Source organism: Klebsiella sp. CD33 (assembly GCF_051992865.1).
GTDB lineage: Bacteria > Pseudomonadota > Gammaproteobacteria > Enterobacterales > Enterobacteriaceae > Klebsiella > Klebsiella pneumoniae.
On sequence record NZ_CP197023.1, the window covers coordinates 1,644,099 to 1,663,375 of the forward strand.

The following is a 19,277-nucleotide window of genomic DNA, read 5'->3' on the forward strand; positions in this document are numbered from 1 at the left end:
TCGGGGCGTTACCGATGATTAATCCGCGCGGCCCATATAGCGGCACTCTTCGATATGAATGCGGATTTTCTCACCGGTGGTCAGGTATTCCGGCACCTGAATCACCAGGCCGGTGCTCATGGTGGCTGGCTTGGTGCGGGAGCTGGCGGACGCGCCTTTAATACCCGGCGCGGTTTCGATAATTTCCAGGTCAACGGTCTGCGGCAGCTCCAGCGCCAGCAGCTGGCCGTCCCAGGTCAGCACCTGCATGTCCGGCATCCCACCTTCCGGAATAAACTGCAGCTCTTCTTCAATCTGCTCTTTGGTAAAGGTGTAAGGGGTATAGTCTTCTTTATCCATGAACACGTATTCGTTGCCATCGACGTAGGAGAAGTCGACGAAACGGCGGGTCAGGGTGACGGTATCGACGATATCGTCGCCTTTGAAGCGCTCTTCTACTTTCAGGCCGGTGCGCACATCGGAGAAGCGCATTTTATACAGTGTCGCAGCACCGCGGGCGCTGGGTGACTGAATATCAATATTTTTCACAATCAGCAGCTTGCCGTTGTAATTCAGCACCATACCTTTTTTAATTTCATTCGCTCTTGGCATTGCAGTAATCCTGTCACTTAACGAGTCAAAAATATCGCGTAAAACTACTCGCGCCCGGGCGTTCAGGCAAGCGGATTTCGCGAGTTTTGCTATCTTCTGGCAAAACGTTTAGGCTGTGGCGCAAAATGAGCGTTTGGGAGTCGGGTTGTGGAATGTCGTACTGATTGTGGCGCATGTTGCATCGCCCCCTCTATATCATCGCCGATCCCCGGCATGCCGCAGGGCAAGCCGGCTAACACCCGTTGTATCCAGCTTTCCGAGCGCAATTTATGCCTTATTTTCGGCTCCCCTCTGCGCCCGAAGGTGTGCGCCAGCCTGCAGCCCTCGCCGGAGATGTGCCTCACCCACCGCGATGAAGCGATCACCTGGCTGCTGGAGCTTGAGCTGGCCACCGCGCCCTGAGCTCAACACAGCAGATGAGAGGGATGGAAACCAATGTGCTTACACGTCTCTTATCCGCCACAGGCAGGCCTGAGTGACAACGCCCATCGCCAGCGCAATCCAGAACACCGCGTGATAGCTCCAGATCTCCGCCACTACCCCCGCCAGTGAACCGGCAATGATCCAGCCGACGCGGGTAGTATTGGTATAGAGGGTGGTGGCCGCGCCCGCCTGCCCCGGCATCAGGTCCTGGAAATAGAGCATGCCGATCCCGGCGAGGATCCCGATATAGATGGCGTTCAGCACCTGCATCGCCAGCAGCAGCGCTGATGTATGCACCGTCAGCATGCCGACGTAAAACAGCACCCCGGCCACTGCAGAAAGACGCATCAGAAAGCGTTTGCCGAAACGCCGGGCGTAGTAACCGGCAATCAGCATGGTCGGAATTTCCAGTCCGGCGGCGGTGCCCATCATCAGCCCCGCAAGCTTCTCCGGCAGATGCAGCTCGTTAATGATAAACAGCGGCATGTTAATGATGTACAGGCTGTTAGTACCCCACATCAGGGTGCAGATGCTGAACAGCAGCAGCGCATCGCGGCGATGCGTGCGCGGAGCTTCCAGCCGGCCGGTCGCTACCGGCTTTGCTTTGCGCATGCTGGGCAAGAATAGCCAGACCATGATCCCGCAGACGATAAACGCCGCCGCGGCGCTGAGATACATCGCGGTAAAACCAAACCCCATCGCCAGGGCGTAGGCCAGCGGGGGACCAATCACCCATGCCAGGGAGACCTGGGCACGTAAAATGGAGCTGAACATCACCGCTTCGCGGCCGGTCCTGTCGGCATGCTCCCGCGCGAGGGCAAACATCTGCGGGTTGGCGGTCGATCCAAAGCTGCTGAGAAAAACGCCGATGAACAGCAAAATGAAATAGTTGCGGTTCCAGGCAAAGAGGACGCAGGCCAGCACCCCCAGCAGACAGCAGACGACAATCAGCTGCTTGCGATCGCCCTGACGGTCGGAGCGGCCGGCGAGGAACTGACTGACCAGAATGCCAATAACCGCGCTGCCGGTAAAAAAGAAACCGACCATCGCCGGGCGGACGTGCACTTCGTTGGTCAGAAACAGGCTCAGGGTCGGGGTTTGCAGCGCCCCGGCAATGCCCGTCAGAAAGGCGACGATTAAGAAGGCGGAAGAGGTGACATCGAACCCGCGTCGGGGGAGAGCGGCGCTACGGTTTTCCATGGGTTTGGTTTTCTGTAGTTTCAGGAGACGGCGCGGAGTTTACGCCTGCTGGCTAAAAATAAACAGTAGTATGGCACGAATAATTAAAAAGGCGTTTCAAAATATAGGGTTCAGCAAAAAGCTGACGTTCGAGGCGGTCGATAGCTAAGGCTTCAGCAAAAGTGTGCAGTACCTCTAAGTTCTGCGATCAAGTCGCTGACGTACCTTGCGCGTTGAGCAAGAAAGGTACAAAATTCTTGAAACGTTTCAGCGTCATTCGGCAATCCGTTCCTCGTCAGATGGCGCCTTTTTTCTCAAGTTAGCTGAAACGATTCAATTCAGCAGGAGAGGAGAACCATGTTCCAGTTATCTGTGCAGGATATTCATCCCGGCCAGCAGGCCGGTAATAAAGAAGAGGCCATCCGGCAGGTCGCCGCCGCGCTGGTCAGCGCCGGCAACGTGGCCGATGGCTACGTGAACGGCATGCTGGCGCGCGAGCAGCAGACCTCGACCTTCCTCGGCAACGGGATCGCGATCCCGCACGGCACGACGGATACGCGTGACCAGGTGCTGAAGACCGGCGTTCAGGTGTTTCAGTTCCCGCAGGGCGTCACCTGGGGCGAAGGGCAGACCGCCTATGTGGCGATCGGGATTGCCGCCAGCTCAGATGAACACCTCGGCCTGCTGCGTCAGCTGACCCATGTGCTGAGCGATGACGCGGTCGCCGCGCAGCTGCAGTCCGCCACTACCGCGGAAGAGTTGCGCGCGCTGCTGATGGGAGAGAAGCAGAGCGAAGCGCTGAAGCTGGATAACGAGACCCTCAGTCTCGACGTCGCGGCCAGCGATCTGCTGACCCTGCAGGCGCTGAACGCGGCGCGTCTGAAAGAAGTTGGCGCTGTCGATGCCGCCTTCGTTAGCCACGTCATTAACGATACGCCGCTGAACCTCGGTCAGGGCGTCTGGCTGAACGACAGTGCGGAAGGCAATTTGCGCAGCGCCGTGGCGGTCAGCCGCGCGGCTAACGCCTTTACCCGCGACGAGCAGCCGGTTTCCCTGCTGGTCACGGTGGCGATGGCCGACGAGCAGCCGACCGCAGTGCTGAACCGTCTGAGCAAGCTGCTGCTGGACAAGAAAGCTGAACATTTGCTGAAAGCCGACGCCGCCACCGTGCTGGCGCTGCTGACCAGCGACGACGCCATTGCCGAAGATGTGCTGAGCGCCGAATTCGTGGTGCGCAATGAACACGGCCTGCATGCCCGTCCGGGCACCATGCTGGTCAACACCATTAAACAATTTTCCAGCGACATCACCGTCACCAATCTCGACGGTTCCGGCAAGCCGGCTAACGGTCGCAGCCTGATGAAGGTTGTGGCGCTGGGTGTGAAAAAAGGTCACCGTCTGCGTTTTACCGCGCAGGGTGAGGATGCGCAACAAGCGCTGGATGCGATTGGCGAAGCGATCGCCGCAGGCCTTGGGGAGGGCGCATAAATGAGCAGACGTGTAGCAACGATTACGTTAAACCCGGCATACGACCTGGTGGGATTCACCCCGGAGATTGAACGCGGTGAAGTGAACCTGGTGCGCACCACCGGCCTGCACGCCGCCGGGAAAGGCATTAATGTGGCGAAAGTGCTGAAAGATCTCGGCATTGACGTCACCGTCGGCGGTTTCCTGGGTAAAGACAACCAGGACGGCTTTCAGCAGCTGTTCAGCGAGCTGGGGATCGCCAACCGTTTCCAGGTGGTGCAGGGCCGGACCCGTATCAACGTTAAGCTGACGGAAAAAGATGGAGAAGTGACCGATTTCAACTTCTCCGGCTTTGAAGTCACCCCGGGCGACTGGGAACGCTTCGTCAACGACTCCCTGAGCTGGCTCGGGCAGTTCGATATGGTCTGCGTCAGCGGCAGCCTGCCGTCCGGCGTTAGCCCGGAAGCCTTCACCGACTGGATGACCCGTCTGCGCAGTCAGTGCCCATGCATCATTTTCGACAGCAGCCGCGAAGCGTTAGTTGCCGGACTAAAAGCGGCGCCGTGGCTGGTGAAACCGAACCGTCGCGAACTGGAAATCTGGGCTGGCCGCAAGCTGCCGGAGATGAAAGATGTTATCGACGCCGCCCATGCGCTGCGCGAGCAGGGTATCGCCCACGTGGTGATCTCCCTGGGCGAAGAGGGCGCGCTGTGGGTCAACGCCTCTGGGGAGTGGATTGCTAAACCACCTTCAGTGGAAGTAGTCAGTACCGTTGGCGCCGGCGATTCGATGGTCGGCGGCCTGATTTACGGCCTGCTGATGCGTGAATCCAGCGAGCATACCCTGCGCCTGGCGACCGCCGTCGCTGCCCTGGCCGTCAGCCAGAGCAATGTAGGAATTACCGACCGTACCCAGTTGGCCGCGATGATGGCGCGCGTCGACTTACAACCCTTTAATTGACAGCAGGAGAGGCATAATGAAAACGCTGCTGATTATTGATGCCGGACTCGGACAGGCGCGCGCCTACATGGCGAAAACCCTGCTGGGTGCCGCGGCGCCGAAAGCGCACCTTGAGCTGATTGATAACCCGAATGACGCCGAACTGGCCATCGTGCTGGGAACCGCGCTGCCGGCCGATAGCGCGCTGAATGGTAAAAACGTTTACCTGGGCGATATTAACCGTGCTGTCGCCCATCCGGAGCTGTTCCTGGGAGAAGCGAAAGACCACGCTAAGCCCTACGTTGCGCCAGCGGCGGTAGCCGTTCCGGCCGCCGCTCAGGGGCAGAAACGCATTGTCGCGGTCACCGCCTGTCCGACCGGCGTCGCCCACACCTTTATGGCGGCAGAAGCCATCGAAACCGAAGCCAAAAAACGCGGCTGGTGGGTGAAGGTGGAGACCCGCGGCTCCGTTGGGGCGGGCAATGCCATCACCCCGGAAGAGGTGGCCGAGGCGGATCTGGTGATCGTCGCTGCCGATATCGAGGTGGACCTGGCGAAATTCGCCGGCAAGCCGATGTACCGCACCACCACCGGTCTGGCGCTGAAGAAAACCGCCCAGGAGCTGGATAAAGCGGTGACTGAAGCCAAACCGTACCAGCCATCCGGCAAACCTCAGGCGGCTGCTGAAGGGAAAAAAGAGTCGGCGGGTGCCTATCGCCACCTGCTGACCGGCGTCTCCTATATGCTGCCGATGGTAGTGGCCGGGGGCCTGTGTATCGCGCTCTCCTTTGCCTTCGGGATCAAAGCGTTTGAAGTGAAAGACACCCTGGCGGCGGCGCTGATGCAGATCGGCGGCGGCTCGGCCTTCGCGCTGATGGTGCCGGTACTGGCAGGCTTTATCGCCTTCTCCATTGCCGACCGTCCGGGTCTGACCCCGGGCCTTATCGGCGGTATGCTGGCGGTTAGCGGCGGCTCCGGCTTTATCGGCGGGATCATCGCTGGTTTCCTTGCCGGTTATGTGGCGAAAGCCATCAGCACGAAGCTGAAACTGCCGCAGAGTATGGAAGCCCTGAAGCCAATCCTGATCATTCCGCTGGTCTCCAGTCTGATCGTGGGTTTGGCAATGATCTATCTGATCGGTAAACCGGTAGCCGGTATCCTCGCCTGGCTGACCCACTGGCTGCAAACCATGGGCACCGCCAACGCGGTTCTGCTGGGCGCGATCCTCGGCGCGATGATGTGTACCGATATGGGCGGGCCGGTAAACAAAGCGGCCTATGCCTTTGGCGTTGGCCTGCTGAGTACCCAGACCTATGCGCCGATGGCGGCGATCATGGCGGCCGGTATGGTGCCACCGCTGGCGATGGGTATCGCGACGCTGGTAGCGCGCAATAAGTTCGATAAAGGGCAGCGGGAAGGGGGCAAAGCCGCGCTGGTTCTTGGCCTGTGCTTTATCTCGGAAGGGGCGATTCCTTTTGCCGCCCGTGACCCGATGCGCGTTCTGCCGTGCTGTATCGTCGGCGGCGCGGTAACCGGCGCTATCTCCATGGCGGTCGGCGCGAAACTGATGGCGCCGCACGGCGGGCTGTTTGTTCTGCTGATCCCGGGGGCGATTACGCCGGTGCTGGGCTACCTGCTGGCGATTGTTGCCGGAACGCTGGTGGCGGGCCTTGCCTACGCCGTGCTGAAACGCCCTGAGGCGCAAACAGCGGAAGTTGAAAAAGCGGCATAATCCTACCGCAATAAAAAAGGGCCGACTGTTCGGCCCTTTTTTGTCTCTATTTACGCCACTTCGGCAATCTGCTGCGCCCGCAGCCAGGCAATCTCTTCCGCCCAGATATCCGGGTTGATGGTTTCCAGAATCAGCGGAATGCCGTCGAAGCGGCTGTCCTGCATGATCCAGCTGAAGCAATCGTGGCCGATGTTGCCTTCCCCCAGGCTGTGGTGACGGTCGACCCGGCTGCCGAAGGCGCTCTTGGCATCGTTGAGATGCATGCCGCGCAGATACTGAAAACCGACGATGCGTTCGAAGGCGGCGAAGGTTTTTTCGCAGGCTTCGGCGCTGCGCAGGTCGTAGCCGGCGGCGAAAGCATGGCAGGTATCGATGCAGACGCCGACGCGGGATTTATCTTCCACACCGTCGATGATGGCCGCGAGGTGCTCGAACTTAAAGCCGAGGTTGCTGCCCTGGCCAGCGGTGTTTTCGATCACCGCAGTAACGCCTTCGGTCTTCGCCAGCGCGATATTGATCGATTCGGCGATGCGCGCCAGGCACTCCTCCTCCGGGATCTGCTGCAGATGGCTGCCGGGGTGGAAGTTGAGCAGCGTCAGTCCCAGCTGCTGGCAGCGGGTCATTTCATCAATGAAGGCATCACGGGATTTTTCCAGCGCTTCTTCCACCGGGTGGCCAAGGTTAATCAGGTAGCTGTCGTGCGGCAGGATCTGCCCCGGGCCAAAGTGATACTTTTCACAGGCGGCTTTGAATTCGGCGATGGTCTCGTCGCTGAGCGGCGCGGCGCGCCACTGGCGCTGGTTCTTGGTGAAGAGGGCGAAGGCGGTTGCTTCGATTTCGGCGGCGCGAATGGCGGCATTGGCCAGTCCACCTGAGGCGCTCACGTGCGCTCCTACGTATTTCATAAAAAAAACTCCAGTTAAAGCCGCTGGGGGGTGGGTAATGATAGCGGCTTAACTGGAGAAAGATGTAGTGCTTTATGCCATCAGGCTGTGGATAGCGACGTTAATGACCCCGCCGCCGACAATCAACCAGACGAACAGCATCAGCGCCATCAGCAGCGGTTTCGCCCCGGCTTTTTTCAGCGCGCTGACGTGGGTGGTGACCCCGAGGGCGGCCATTGCCATCGCCAGCAGGACGGTATCCAGCGTCACCAGCATATCCACCACGGCTTTCGGCAGCAGATGGAAGGAGTTAAACACCGCCACCAGGATGAACATAATGGCGAACCACGGAATGGTGATTTTGCTTTTCTCGCCGTTGCCTGCCGGGGTCAGCTGTTTAACACGCGCCGCCAGGAACAGCAGGAACGGAGCCAGCATCATGACGCGCAGCATTTTGGCGATAACCGCCGCGTTCTCCGCGTCCGGGCTGACCGCATGGCCGGCGGCAACAACCTGCGCCACTTCATGCATGGTGGAGCCCATATAGATCCCGTAGGTCTCCGGGGTAAACCAGTGCGCCAGCAGCGGGTACATCGCCGGGTAGAGGAAGATGGCGATGGTACCGAAGATAACCACTGTAGCGACGGCAACCGTCACTTTACTGGCTTCGGCTTTGACCACCGGCTCGGTGGCGAGCACGGCCGCCGCGCCGCAGATGCTGCTGCCGGCGCCGATCAGCCAGCTGGTGTGTTTATCGAGACCAAACACTTTCTGGCCAAGGAAGCAGGCGATGAAAAAGGTACTGGAGAGCGTCAGAACGTCAATCAAAATACCGCTCACGCCGACGTCGGCAATCTGGGCGAACGTCAGGCGAAAGCCGTAGAGGATGATCCCCAGGCGCAGCAGATGCTGCTTGGCGAAGATCACCCCGCCGTCGCAGGGCTGCCAGATTTTCGGGTAGACCGTGTTGCCGACGACCATCCCGAACAGGATAGCGAGGGTCAGGGCGCTAAAGCCCGCGCCGGCGATGGCCGGGAAACTACCGGCCCACAGGGCGGCGCCGGTCAGAGCGGCGGTCAGCGCCAGGCCTGGGACAAAATGCCACAGGGAACGATGTTTGGTGGGTAAAGTGAGTGCTGTCATAACCTTCTCCTTTGTCTGCCTAAAGGTTACGCCGCGCGGGATTAAATATAAAATTGATTATATGTTTATAATCAATCGTAATAAGTGGTTAATGGCCGCTTCGCCGGTTACAACGGGGCGAGAGCGGGTTAGGCAGAAGCGGGGCGGTCTCGCCGGCAAGACGATGATTTTGTGATATAAGCGGATTTTCCTTCCGTCAGCCGCCTCGATTTGTGTCACCATAGTAAGGAAGGTTATTCAGGTTGGATTACTAAACGGGTGGGTTATGCATATTACGCTGCGGCAGCTGGAAGTGTTCGCCGAAGTCCACAAGAGTGGGTCGACCACTCAGGCGTCACAGATGCTGGCGCTTTCGCAATCCGCGGTCAGCGCCGCGCTGACCGATCTGGAAGGGCAGCTCGGCGTGCAGCTGTTTGACCGCGTCGGTAAACGACTGGTGGTGAATGAGCATGGACGGCTGCTGTACCCGCGTGCGCTGGCGCTGCTGGAGCGGGCCCTGGAGATCGAGCAGCTGTTTCGCGGCGATAACGGGGCGATCCGAGTCTACGCCAGCAGCACCATCGGCAACTATATTATGCCGGAGATTATTGCCCGCTATCGTCATGACTTCCCGGATCTGCCGGTCGAGCTGAGCGTCGGCAACAGCCTGGACGTCATCAACGCCGTCGCCGACCTGCGGGTGGATTTCGGCCTGATTGAGGGGCCGTGCCATGCCGCCGATATTATTGCCGAGCCGTGGCTGGAGGATGAACTGGTGGTGTTTGCCGCGCCCAACTCACTGCTGCTGGCGGGGGAGGTGACCCTGCAGCAACTGGCTGAGGCGCCGTGGATCCTGCGCGAGCATGGCTCCGGCACCCGGGAGATTGTCGATTACGTTCTGCTGTCGCATCTGCCGGCGTTTCATCTGGGCATGGAGCTGGGTAATTCAGAGGCGATCAAGCACGCGGTCAGGCATGGCCTGGGCATCAGCTGTCTATCGCGGCGGGTGATTGCCGAACAGCTTGCCTCGGGCACGCTGGCGGAGCTGAAAGTGCCATTGCCCCGGCTGACGCGCACGCTGTGGCGGATCCATCACCGGCAGAAGCATATTTCTAAAGCATTACAACGTTTTCTGCACTATTGCCAGGTGTAGCAGCCCGGTTTTATCGCCTGATTACGGGGGGAATTCGCTGGCAATTCCGCAGGTTAGTGCTTTACTAATAATTTGCGGGCGATCATGAAGCTCTCTTATAACTTTGCATTTGTACCGGATGGAACCCCGATCGTCTGCTACAATCGCGCCTCATTTTTTGGATGGATAGCATTATCACATGGTTTCGGAAACTAAAACCACAGAAGCGCCCACGCTACGTCGTGAACTGAAGGCGCGCCACTTGACCATGATCGCCATCGGCGGTTCCATCGGTACGGGTCTTTTTGTTGCCTCTGGCGCAACCATTTCGCAAGCAGGTCCCGGCGGGGCGCTGCTGTCTTATATTCTGATCGGTTTGATGGTCTATTTCCTGATGACCAGCCTCGGCGAGCTGGCGGCGTTTATGCCGGTATCCGGTTCCTTCGCCACCTACGGGCAGAATTATGTTGAAGAAGGCTTCGGCTTCGCGCTGGGCTGGAACTACTGGTACAACTGGGCGGTGACGATCGCCGTTGACCTCGTGGCCTCACAGCTGGTGATGAGCTACTGGTTCCCTGACACTCCGGGCTGGATCTGGAGCGCCTTGTTCCTCGGCATCATGTTCCTGCTGAACTGGATCTCGGTGCGCGGCTTTGGCGAGGCGGAATACTGGTTCTCGCTGATAAAAGTGGCCACCGTCATTATCTTTATCATCGTCGGCGTGATGATGATTGTCGGCATCTTCAAAGGGGCGCAGCCAGCCGGCTGGAGCAACTGGGGGATCGCGGATGCGCCGTTCGCCGGCGGTTTCTCGGCGATGATTGGCGTGGCGATGATTGTCGGCTTCTCGTTCCAGGGCACCGAGCTTATCGGCATCGCTGCCGGTGAATCTGAAAATCCGGAGAAGAACATTCCGCGCGCGGTGCGCCAGGTCTTCTGGCGTATCCTGCTGTTTTACGTCTTCGCGATCCTGATTATCAGCCTGATCATTCCGTATACCGATCCGAGTCTGCTGCGCAACGATGTGAAGGATATCTCCGTCAGCCCGTTCACCCTGGTGTTCCAGCATGCTGGTTTGCTGTCGGCGGCGGCAATCATGAACGCCGTTATCCTGACTGCCGTGCTGTCGGCGGGTAACTCCGGGATGTACGCCTCCACGCGTATGCTGTACACCCTGGCCTGCGACGGTAAAGCGCCGCGTATTTTCTCGAAGCTGTCGCGTGGCGGCGTGCCGCGTAACGCGCTGTACGCGACCACCGTGATCGCGGCGCTGTGCTTCCTGACTTCCATGTTTGGCAACCAGACGGTGTACCTGTGGCTGCTGAACACCTCCGGGATGACGGGCTTTATCGCCTGGCTGGGTATTGCGATCAGCCACTATCGTTTCCGTCGCGGCTACGTCCTGCAGGGTAACGATATTAATAATCTGCCGTATCGTTCCGGGTTCTTCCCGCTGGGGCCGATCTTCGCCTTCGTGCTGTGCCTGATCATCACCCTCGGACAGAACTACGAAGCGTTCCTCAAGGACACTATTGACTGGGGCGGCGTGGCGGCGACCTACATTGGTATTCCGCTGTTCCTCGTTATCTGGTTTGGTTACAAACTGGCGAAAGGCACCCGCTTTGTTCGCTACAGCGAAATGACCTTCCCGGACCGCTTTAAGCGTTAATCTTCGCGATTGTGCGATAAAAGCCCTCTGTGAAGAGGGCTTTATATTGCTGGCAAAGTGCAATCTTCAGGGATTGTCCGGCGGCGCTGCGCTTGCGCGGGCCTACAGATAACCGCGTAACTGATTGATATTGCGATGTTTCGTAGGCAGGGTAAGGCGAAAGCCGCCAACCGGCAGACATGTGAGCACAATAACGAAGACAGATTTGTCATCACCCGCAAGCCCTCTGAACAGAGGGCTTTTTTTATGTTTGTGCGGTTACAGCTTGTCACAATTCTTCATAATTATATTGATAATCGTAATCATTATCTTTATCATTTTCGCCCATTACGGATGAAGCCACTCCCCGTCTCTGCCATTGAGTCAGACTGACATCGGGCGACCAGCCACATCGACGAGAAAACAGCGCGAGCATGCCGCCGACAGAGCGACAGGCCGCCAGCGCGTGTGAGCAGCACCTTGTTGTTTGTTTGGTTGTACACCTCATGGAGATTTGGAATGTTCAGGTTAAACCCTTTTATCCGGGCGGGATTGTCTGCGTCCGTCGTATCGTTGGCGTTTCCGGCTCTGGCCGATGTGAATGAAGAAACGCTGGTGGTGACCGCCTCGGCCACTGAACAGAATGTCAAAGACGCGCCGGCGAGCATCAGCGTCATCACCCAACAGGATTTACAACGCAAGCCTGTTCAGAACCTGAAAGACGTGCTGCGCGATGTGCCTGGGGTCCAGCTCACCAACGAAGGGGATAACCGCAAGGGCGTTAGCATCCGCGGTCTGAGCAGCAGCTATACCCTGATCCTGGTCGACGGCAAGCGCGTTAACTCGCGGAACGCCGTCTTCCGCCACAATGACTTCGACCTTAACTGGATCCCGGTGGATGCTATTGAGCGTATCGAAGTGGTGCGCGGCCCGATGTCCTCCCTCTACGGCTCCGATGCGCTCGGTGGGGTGGTCAACATTATTACCAAAAAAATCGGCCAGAAATGGACCGGGACGCTGAGTGCTGATACCACTATTCAGGAGCACCGCGATCGCGGGGATACCTATAACGGCCAGTTCTTCACCAGCGGCCCGCTGATCGACGGCGTACTTGGAATGAAGGCCTACGGCAGCCTGGCAAAACGCGCCAAGGACGATCCGCAGTCATCCAGTAATGCCACCGGCGAGACGCCGCGCATCGAGGGCTTCACCAGCCGCGATGGCAATGTTGAATTCGCCTGGACGCCGAACGAAAACCACGATTTTACCGCAGGCTACGGCTTTGACCGTCAGGATCGCGATTCCGATTCCCTTGACCGCAACCGCCTTGAGCGGGAGAACTACTCTCTGAGCCATAACGGCCGCTGGGATATCGGCAATAGCGAGCTCAAGTTCTACGGCGAAAAGGTGGATAACAAAAATCCAGGGCAGAGCGGGACTATTACCTCGGAAAGCAATGCCATCGACGGCAAGTATGTCCTGCCGCTGGGCATGATTAACCAGCTGGTGACCTTCGGCGGCGAATGGCGCCACGACAAACTGAAAGATCCGGTCAACCTGAGCAGCGGCGGCCAGTCGACGTCGGCCAGCCAGTACGCCCTGTTTATCGAAGACGAATGGCGCATCATCGAGCCGCTGGCGCTGACCACCGGCATTCGTATGGACGACCATCAGACCTATGGCGATCACTGGAGCCCGCGCGCCTATCTGGTGTATAACGCCACCGATACCGTCACCGTCAAAGGCGGCTGGGCGACGGCGTTTAAAGCCCCGTCGCTGCTGCAGCTTAACCCCGACTGGACCACCAACTCCTGTCGCGGCTCGTGCAGCATCGTCGGTAACCCGGATCTGAAACCGGAAACCAGCGAAAGCTTCGAGCTTGGTCTCTACTACCGCGGGGAAGAGGGCTGGCTTGAAAATGTCGAAGGCAGCATCACCACCTTCCAGAATAATGTCGACGACATGATCGACGTTCTGCGCACCTCCAGCGCCAGCGAAGCGCCGGGCTACCCGAACTTTGTCGGCTGGAAAACCGTCAACGGCAAGCGCGTGCCGATCTTCCGCTATTTCAACGTCAACAAAGCCCGCATCAAAGGGGTGGAGACGGAGGTGAAGATCCCGTTTGGCGATGAGTGGAAGCTGACGGTGAACTACACCTACAACGATGGTCGCGATCTGAGCAATGGCGGCGACAAACCGCTGCAGACGCTGCCGTTCCATACCGCCAACGGCACGCTCGACTGGAAACCGCTGGACGACTGGTCCTTTTACGTGACGGCCAACTATACCGGCCAGCAGCGCGCGGTGAGCGCCACCGGCAAAACGCCGGGCGGCTACACCCTGTTTGACGTTGGCGCGGCATGGCAGGTGACCAAAAACGTGAAACTGCGCTCCGGGGTGCAGAACGTGGGTGATAAAGATCTGAGCCGGGACGACTACAGTTATACCGAAGAAGGCCGTCGCTACTTTATGGCGGTGGATTATCGCTTCTGATTGCCGGCGCTAAAACGCGTCCTGTAGGCCTGAACATGCGCCGCGAAGCAGCTTCGCGGCGCATTGGCGTTTAGCCAAAGAGATGCTGCGCATGGAAGCGCAGATGGTCTTCAATAAACGAGGCAATGAAGTAATAGCTGTGGTCGTAACCGGGCTGGATGCGCAGCGTTAACGGCCAGGCCTTCTGCCGCGCGACCTCCGCCAGTACCGCCGGCTGCAGCTGTCCGGCAAGGAATGGATCGTTGTCGCCCTGATCGATAAGCGTCGGCACGGCGTCCTCCGGCCGGCTGGCCTGCATCAGCGCGCAGCTGTCCCAGGAGTGCCATGCCGATTCATCCGCGCCGAGATAGGCGGTAAACGCTTTCTTGCCCCACGGGACCTGGGAGGGATTGACGATCGGCGCGAAGGCGGAGACGCTGGCGTAGCGGCCGGGATTTTTGAGCGCCATAATGAGCGCGCCGTGGCCGCCCATCGAGTGGCCGCTGACGGCGCAGCGTTCGCCGACGCTAAACTCGCTACGAATAAGCGCGGGCAGTTCGTCACGCAGGTAATCGTACATTCGGTAGTGCGCCGCCCAGGGCGCCTCGGTGGCGTTCAGGTAGAAGCCGGCGCCTTGTCCGAGATCGTAACCGTCGTCGTTGGCCGCCTCGTCACCGCGCGGGCTGGTATCCGGCATCACCAGCGCGATGCCCAGCTCGGCGGCAATGCGCTGGGCGCCCGCCTTGGTGGTAAAGTTCTCATCGTTACAGGTCAGCCCCGACAGCCAGTACAGCACCGGCGGCGGCGTTTCGCGCTCAGGCGGTAAAAAAATGCTGAACGTCATGGCGCAGTTCAGGACAGGGGAGTGATGACGCCAGCGTTGTTGCTGGCCGTCAAAACAGCGATGCTCTTCAAGCAGTTCCATGCAAGGCTCCTCGGAAGGGATGTGCGCGTAAACGTTCATAATACAGATATTTCATTAGCCGGTGAGCAACTTTCACTTTCTCCTTTTGAGAACTTACTGCATCATTAATGCAACTTATAGCCAACATGCCGGTGTAGCGACGGCGCTTATGAATGCGTACAGCGGTTGGAACATTCCGGATACGGCGATAAGGATTTGGCGTCGCGCCTGAGGCATGGCTTCGCTCCCTAATAAAAGGCAGCGCCAATTTCAATAATTATCGTTACGGCTACTGGATTCTGTGCGCCACCTCACGCACAATGAATACAAACTTTGCCCCCAGAAAAAGCAAAGAGCGCCACACCTGCAGGAGAAACATAAATGTCATCACTGAGTAAAGAAGCCGTCCTCGTTCATGAAGCGCTGGTCGCTCGTGGGCTGGAGACGCCGATGCGTGCGCCAGTACAAGAAATTGATAACGAAACACGCAAGCGTTTGATTACCGGTCATATGACCGAGATTATGCAACTGCTGAATCTGGATCTGAGTGATGACAGTCTGATGGAGACCCCGCATCGCATCGCCAAAATGTATGTCGATGAGATCTTCTCCGGGCTGGATTATTCTCGCTTCCCGAAAATCACCGTCATTGAAAACAAAATGAAGGTCGATGAAATGGTCACCGTGCGCGATATCACCCTGACCAGCACCTGCGAACACCATTTCGTTACCATCGATGGTAAAGCGACGGTAGCCTATATCCCGAAAGATTCGGTGATCGGCCTGTCGAAAATCAACCGCATCGTGCAGTTCTTCGCCCAACGTCCGCAGGTCCAGGAGCGTCTGACGCAGCAGATCCTGATCGCGCTGCAGACGCTGCTCGGCACCAACAACGTGGCGGTATCCATTGACGCGGTGCATTATTGCGTGAAGGCGCGCGGCATTCGCGACGCGACCAGCGCCACCACCACCACCTCTCTCGGCGGCCTGTTTAAATCCAGCCAGAATACCCGCCAGGAATTCCTGCGCGCAGTACGTCACCACAACTAAAACGGAGCAGGGTGCATGGAGAGAAATGTCACGCTGGACTTTGTCCGCGGCGTCGCCATCCTCGGTATCCTGCTTCTCAATATCAGCGCCTTCGGCTTGCCGAAGGCCGCTTATCTCAATCCCGCCTGGTCAGGAAGCGCGTCCCTTAGCGATGCCTGGACCTGGGCGCTCCTCGACCTGCTGGCGCAGGTGAAGTTTCTCACCCTGTTCGCGCTGCTGTTTGGCGCCGGTCTTCAGCTATTGCTTCCGCGAGGGAAGCGCTGGATCCAGTCGCGGCTGACGCTGCTGGCGCTGCTCGGTTTCATTCACGGTCTTTTTTTCTGGGATGGCGATATTCTGCTGGCCTATGCCCTGGTGGGGCTGGTGAGCTGGCGCATGGTGCGTGAGGCGCACCATGTCAAATCGCTGTTCAACACCGGGGTGGTGCTCTACCTCACCGGCATTGCGGTGTTGGTCCTGTTGGGGATGATCTCCGGGACCGCGGCGAATCGCTCGTGGGCGCCGGACGCGGCGAACCTGCAGTATGAGCAGTACTGGAAGCTGCACGGTGGCATGGAGGCGGTCAGCAACCGGGCGGATATGCTATCTGACAATCTGCTGGCGCTGGGCGCGCAGTATGGCTGGCAGCTGGCGGGGATGATGCTGATGGGCGCGGCGCTGATGCGCAGCGGCTGGCTGAAGGGGCAGTTTAGCCTGCGTCACTACCGGCGTACCGGCGCGCTGCTGGTGGCGGCCGGCATGGCGGTCAATCTGCCGGCAATATTCGCCCAGTGGTATCTGGCCTGGGACTATCGCTGGTGCGCGTTTTTACTGCAGGCGCCGCGCGAACTTAGCGCCCCGCTGCAGGCTATCGGCTATGCCGCGCTGGCCTGGGGCTACTGGCCACAGCTCTGCCGTTTCCGCCTGGTGGGCGCTATCGCCTGCGTCGGACGCATGGCGCTGACCAACTACCTGCTGCAGACCCTGATCTGCACCACCCTGTTTTATCATCTTGGGCTGTTTATGCGCTTCGATCGTCTGCAGCTGCTGGCCTTTGTCCCCCCCATCTGGGCCGTTAACCTCCTTGTCTCATCGCTCTGGCTGCGCCGCTTCCGCCAGGGGCCGGTGGAATGGCTGTGGCGTCAGTTAACCCTGCGTGCGTCAGGCACATCATTGAAAGACACATCCAGATAACGATCTCGATCACAATCATTAACAAAACGGATGTAAACGTTTCCAGCCGTGTGACCTCACTCACGCAGCGGACCGCGGGTCGCTGCCAGAATAGCCTCCTTGCTAAGCACAGGAGGTGAATGTGACGTGCTGTAATTCTCTTAAGGTTGCTGAGTATGATCACCATTCGTGATGTCGCCCGCCAGGCGGGCGTTTCCGTGGCCACCGTGTCGCGGGTGCTGAATAACAGCGCGCTGGTGAGTCCGGATACGCGCGACGTGGTGATGAAAGCGGTGACCCAACTGGGCTACCGGCCCAACGCCAACGCCCAGGCGCTGGCCACCCAGGTCAGCGATACCATCGGCGTGGTGGTGATGGACGTCTCCGACGCCTTCTTCGGCGCGCTGGTGAAAGCAGTGGATACCGTTGCTCAGCAGCATCAGAAATATGTGCTGATCGGCAACAGCTATCACGAGGCGGAAAAAGAGCGTCACGCCATCGAGGTGCTGATCCGTCAGCGCTGCTCGGCGCTGATCGTCCATTCGAAAGCGCTGAGCGATGATGAACTGAGCGACTTTATGCAACATATCCCGGGGATGGTGCTGATCAACCGCATCGTGCCGGGGTATGCCCATCGCTGCGTCGGACTCGACAACGTCAGCGGCGCGCTGATGGCCACCCGTATGCTGCTCAATCATGGTCACCAGCGCATCGGCTATCTCTCCTCAAACCACGGCATTGAAGATGACGATATGCGCCGGGAAGGGTGGAGCAAAGCGCTGCAGGAGCAAGGCATCATCGCCCCGGACAGCTGGATCGGTTCCGGCTCCCCGGATATGCAGGGCGGTGAAGCGGCGATGGTCGAACTGCTGGGGCGCAATCTCGGCCTCACCGCGGTGTTTGCCTATAACGACAGCATGGCGGCCGGCGCGCTGACGACGCTGAAGGACAACGGCATTGTCGTGCCGCAGCATCTGTCGCTGATTGGCTTTGATGATATTCCTATTTCCCGTTACACCGATCCTCAGCTCACCACCGTGCGCTATCCGGTAATGTCGATGGCAAAGCTGGCCACCGAGCTGGCGCTGCTGGGGGCGGCCGGCAAGCTGGATCGCGAGGCAACGCACTGCTTTATGCCGACGCTGGTGCGCCGTCATTCCGTTGCCCAGCGGCAAACTGTGGGGCCGATCACTAACTGACGCGATCGCGGGATGTAACCGCTTTCAATTTGTGAGTAAATTCACAGTATATTAACATTCGCCTGATTATGATGGCAGCGTTTACCAGTCTGAACCACGAGGTGATGGATATTCCTCACTTTATTTAGTAGGAACAAGGCGTTAAACGAGTTTTACAGTCGTATTTTTCTGGAGCGTTACCCGACACGGAAGACCGAATTTTCGTCGTGAAATGCGTTGTGCGGTAACACTAATGCAACAAATCCCGCCTGCATTTTCTCACAATAATGACCCTGCATAATAAAACCGGAGATTCCATGAATAAGAAGGTGTTTACCCTGTCTGCTGTAATGGCTGGTCTGTTATTTGGCGCCGCCGCACACGCAGCAGATACCCGTATCGGCGTGACGATTTATAAATATGACGACAACTTTATGTCGGTAGTGCGTAAGGCGATTGAAAAAGATGGCAAATCCGCGCCAGACGTCCAGCTATTGATGAATGATTCGCAGAACGACCAGTCGAAACAAAACGATCAGATTGACGTGCTGCTGGCGAAAGGCGTGAAGGCGCTGGCGATTAACCTGGTTGACCCGGCCGCCGCAGGTACGGTGATTGAAAAGGCGCGCGGGCAGAATATTCCGGTGGTGTTCTTCAACAAAGAGCCTTCCCGCAAAGCGCTGGATAGTTATGACAAGGCTTATTACGTCGGTACCGACTCGAAAGAGTCCGGGATTATTCAGGGCGATCTGATCGCCAAGCACTGGAAAGCCAACCCGAACTGGGATCTGAATAAAGACGGTCAGATCCAGTACGTCCTGCTGAAAGGCGAGCCGGGCCATCCGGATGCGGAAGCGCGTACCACTTACGTTATTAAAGAGCTGAATGATAAAGGTCTGAAGACCCAGCAGCTGCAGCTGGATACCGCGATGTGGGATACCGCCCAGGCGAAAGACAAAATGGACGCCTGGCTCTCCGGCCCGAATGCCAACAAGATTGAAGTGGTGATCGCTAACAACGACGCCATGGCGATGGGCGCGGTTGAAGCGCTGAAAGCGCACAACAAGAGCAGCATTCCGGTGTTCGGCGTTGATGCCCTGCCGGAAGCCCTGGCGCTGGTGAAATCCGGCGCGATGGCCGGTACTGTGCTGAACGATGCCAACAACCAGGCGAAAGCGACCTTCGAGCTGGCGAAAAACCTTGCCGACGGGAAAGACGCCGCGGCAGGCACCAACTGGAAAATTGACAACAAGATTGTTCGCGTCCCCTACGTGGGCGTCGATAAAGACAACCTGAGCCAGTTTACCGGCAAATAATCGTGATGTGAGTTGCGGGCGTGGGTTATCCACGCCCGATTATTCCTGATACAGAACCAGACTCCTGCTGGCGCTAGTGCGCCGGACG

The 19,277-nt window shown here is 58.4% G+C and carries 16 protein-coding genes; 11 read left to right on the forward strand and 5 right to left on the reverse strand.

Annotated elements, in window-relative coordinates; all coding sequences use genetic code 11:
• Window positions 1-18 precede the first annotated feature (18 nt).
• Window positions 19-591 (reverse strand): elongation factor P-like protein YeiP, encoded by a 573-nt coding sequence (gene yeiP / locus ACR809_RS08225; protein ID WP_002912951.1) that lies wholly within the window; start codon window positions 589-591, stop codon window positions 19-21.
• A 147-nt stretch (window positions 592-738) separates the two neighbouring features.
• Here yeiP and ACR809_RS08230 point away from each other — a divergent pair, with 147 nt between their 5' ends.
• Complete coding sequence (locus ACR809_RS08230) at window positions 739-993, forward strand: YkgJ family cysteine cluster protein (RefSeq protein ID WP_004175066.1); 255 nt, start codon at window positions 739-741, stop codon at window positions 991-993.
• Window positions 994-1,032: 39 nt separating this feature from the next.
• Here the strand turns inward: ACR809_RS08230 and setB are convergent, their stop codons facing one another.
• Window positions 1,033-2,214, reverse strand: a complete 1,182-nt coding sequence (gene setB, locus ACR809_RS08235) for a sugar efflux transporter SetB (protein ID WP_087799218.1) — start codon at window positions 2,212-2,214, stop codon at window positions 1,033-1,035.
• 336 nt (window positions 2,215-2,550) lie between these two features.
• Between setB and fruB the strand changes: the two genes are divergently transcribed.
• The 3 genes from fruB to fruA are packed head-to-tail and all read left to right on the forward strand — an operon-like array spanning window position 2,551 to window position 6,331.
• The gene (gene fruB / locus ACR809_RS08240) at window positions 2,551-3,681 is read left to right on the forward strand and encodes a fused PTS fructose transporter subunit IIA/HPr protein (RefSeq protein ID WP_002912947.1); all 1,131 of its coding nucleotides are present in this window, start codon (window positions 2,551-2,553) and stop codon (window positions 3,679-3,681) included.
• Window positions 3,682-4,620, forward strand: coding sequence for a 1-phosphofructokinase (fruK, locus tag ACR809_RS08245; protein WP_002912941.1), 939 nt, complete (start codon window positions 3,682-3,684; stop codon window positions 4,618-4,620).
• Window positions 4,621-4,636: 16 nt separating this feature from the next.
• Window positions 4,637-6,331, forward strand: coding sequence for a PTS fructose transporter subunit IIBC (gene fruA / locus ACR809_RS08250; protein WP_004180640.1), 1,695 nt, complete (start codon window positions 4,637-4,639; stop codon window positions 6,329-6,331).
• 50 nt (window positions 6,332-6,381) lie between these two features.
• Here fruA and nfo read toward each other — a convergent pair whose 3' ends face one another.
• Window positions 6,382-7,236: a deoxyribonuclease IV gene (gene nfo, locus ACR809_RS08255; RefSeq protein WP_002912937.1), complete on the reverse strand. Its 855-nt coding sequence runs from the start codon at window positions 7,234-7,236 to the stop codon at window positions 6,382-6,384.
• 72 nt (window positions 7,237-7,308) lie between these two features.
• On the reverse strand, window positions 7,309-8,358 hold the full coding sequence (locus ACR809_RS08260; RefSeq protein ID WP_002912935.1) for a YeiH family protein: 1,050 nt from the start codon (window positions 8,356-8,358) through the stop codon (window positions 7,309-7,311).
• A gap of 265 nt (window positions 8,359-8,623) precedes the next feature.
• On the opposite strand from ACR809_RS08260, the gene yieE reads away from it, so the two are divergent.
• The 3 genes from yieE to cirA all read left to right on the forward strand — a co-directional run bounded on the left by yieE (window position 8,624) and on the right by cirA (window position 13,610).
• Window positions 8,624-9,490: a DNA-binding transcriptional regulator YeiE gene (gene yieE / locus ACR809_RS08265; protein WP_122051181.1), complete on the forward strand. Its 867-nt coding sequence runs from the start codon at window positions 8,624-8,626 to the stop codon at window positions 9,488-9,490.
• 178 nt (window positions 9,491-9,668) lie between these two features.
• On the forward strand, window positions 9,669-11,138 hold the full coding sequence (locus ACR809_RS08270) for an amino acid permease (RefSeq protein WP_002912929.1): 1,470 nt from the start codon (window positions 9,669-9,671) through the stop codon (window positions 11,136-11,138).
• A 498-nt stretch (window positions 11,139-11,636) separates the two neighbouring features.
• Window positions 11,637-13,610 (forward strand): catecholate siderophore receptor CirA, encoded by a 1,974-nt coding sequence (cirA, locus tag ACR809_RS08275; protein WP_002912926.1) that lies wholly within the window; start codon window positions 11,637-11,639, stop codon window positions 13,608-13,610.
• Between the two features lie 70 nt (window positions 13,611-13,680).
• On the opposite strand, the gene fghA is transcribed toward cirA, so the two are convergent.
• Entirely contained in the window at window positions 13,681-14,514 is an 834-nt protein-coding gene (gene fghA / locus ACR809_RS08280; protein WP_004151123.1) for an S-formylglutathione hydrolase, read from the reverse strand.
• Between the two features lie 360 nt (window positions 14,515-14,874).
• Here fghA and folE point away from each other — a divergent pair, with 360 nt between their 5' ends.
• The 4 genes from folE to mglB all read left to right on the forward strand — a co-directional run bounded on the left by folE (window position 14,875) and on the right by mglB (window position 19,189).
• Window positions 14,875-15,543, forward strand: a complete 669-nt coding sequence (gene folE, locus ACR809_RS08285; protein ID WP_002912924.1) for a GTP cyclohydrolase I FolE — start codon at window positions 14,875-14,877, stop codon at window positions 15,541-15,543.
• Window positions 15,544-15,558: 15 nt separating this feature from the next.
• Window positions 15,559-16,716 (forward strand): DUF418 domain-containing protein YeiB, encoded by a 1,158-nt coding sequence (yeiB, locus tag ACR809_RS08290; RefSeq protein WP_004149106.1) that lies wholly within the window; start codon window positions 15,559-15,561, stop codon window positions 16,714-16,716.
• Window positions 16,717-16,871: 155 nt separating this feature from the next.
• Entirely contained in the window at window positions 16,872-17,894 is a 1,023-nt protein-coding gene (gene galS, locus ACR809_RS08295; protein ID WP_002912919.1) for an HTH-type transcriptional regulator GalS, read from the forward strand.
• A gap of 296 nt (window positions 17,895-18,190) precedes the next feature.
• Window positions 18,191-19,189, forward strand: coding sequence for a galactose/glucose ABC transporter substrate-binding protein MglB (mglB, locus tag ACR809_RS08300; protein WP_002912878.1), 999 nt, complete (start codon window positions 18,191-18,193; stop codon window positions 19,187-19,189).
• The last annotated feature ends 88 nt before the right edge of the window (window positions 19,190-19,277 follow it).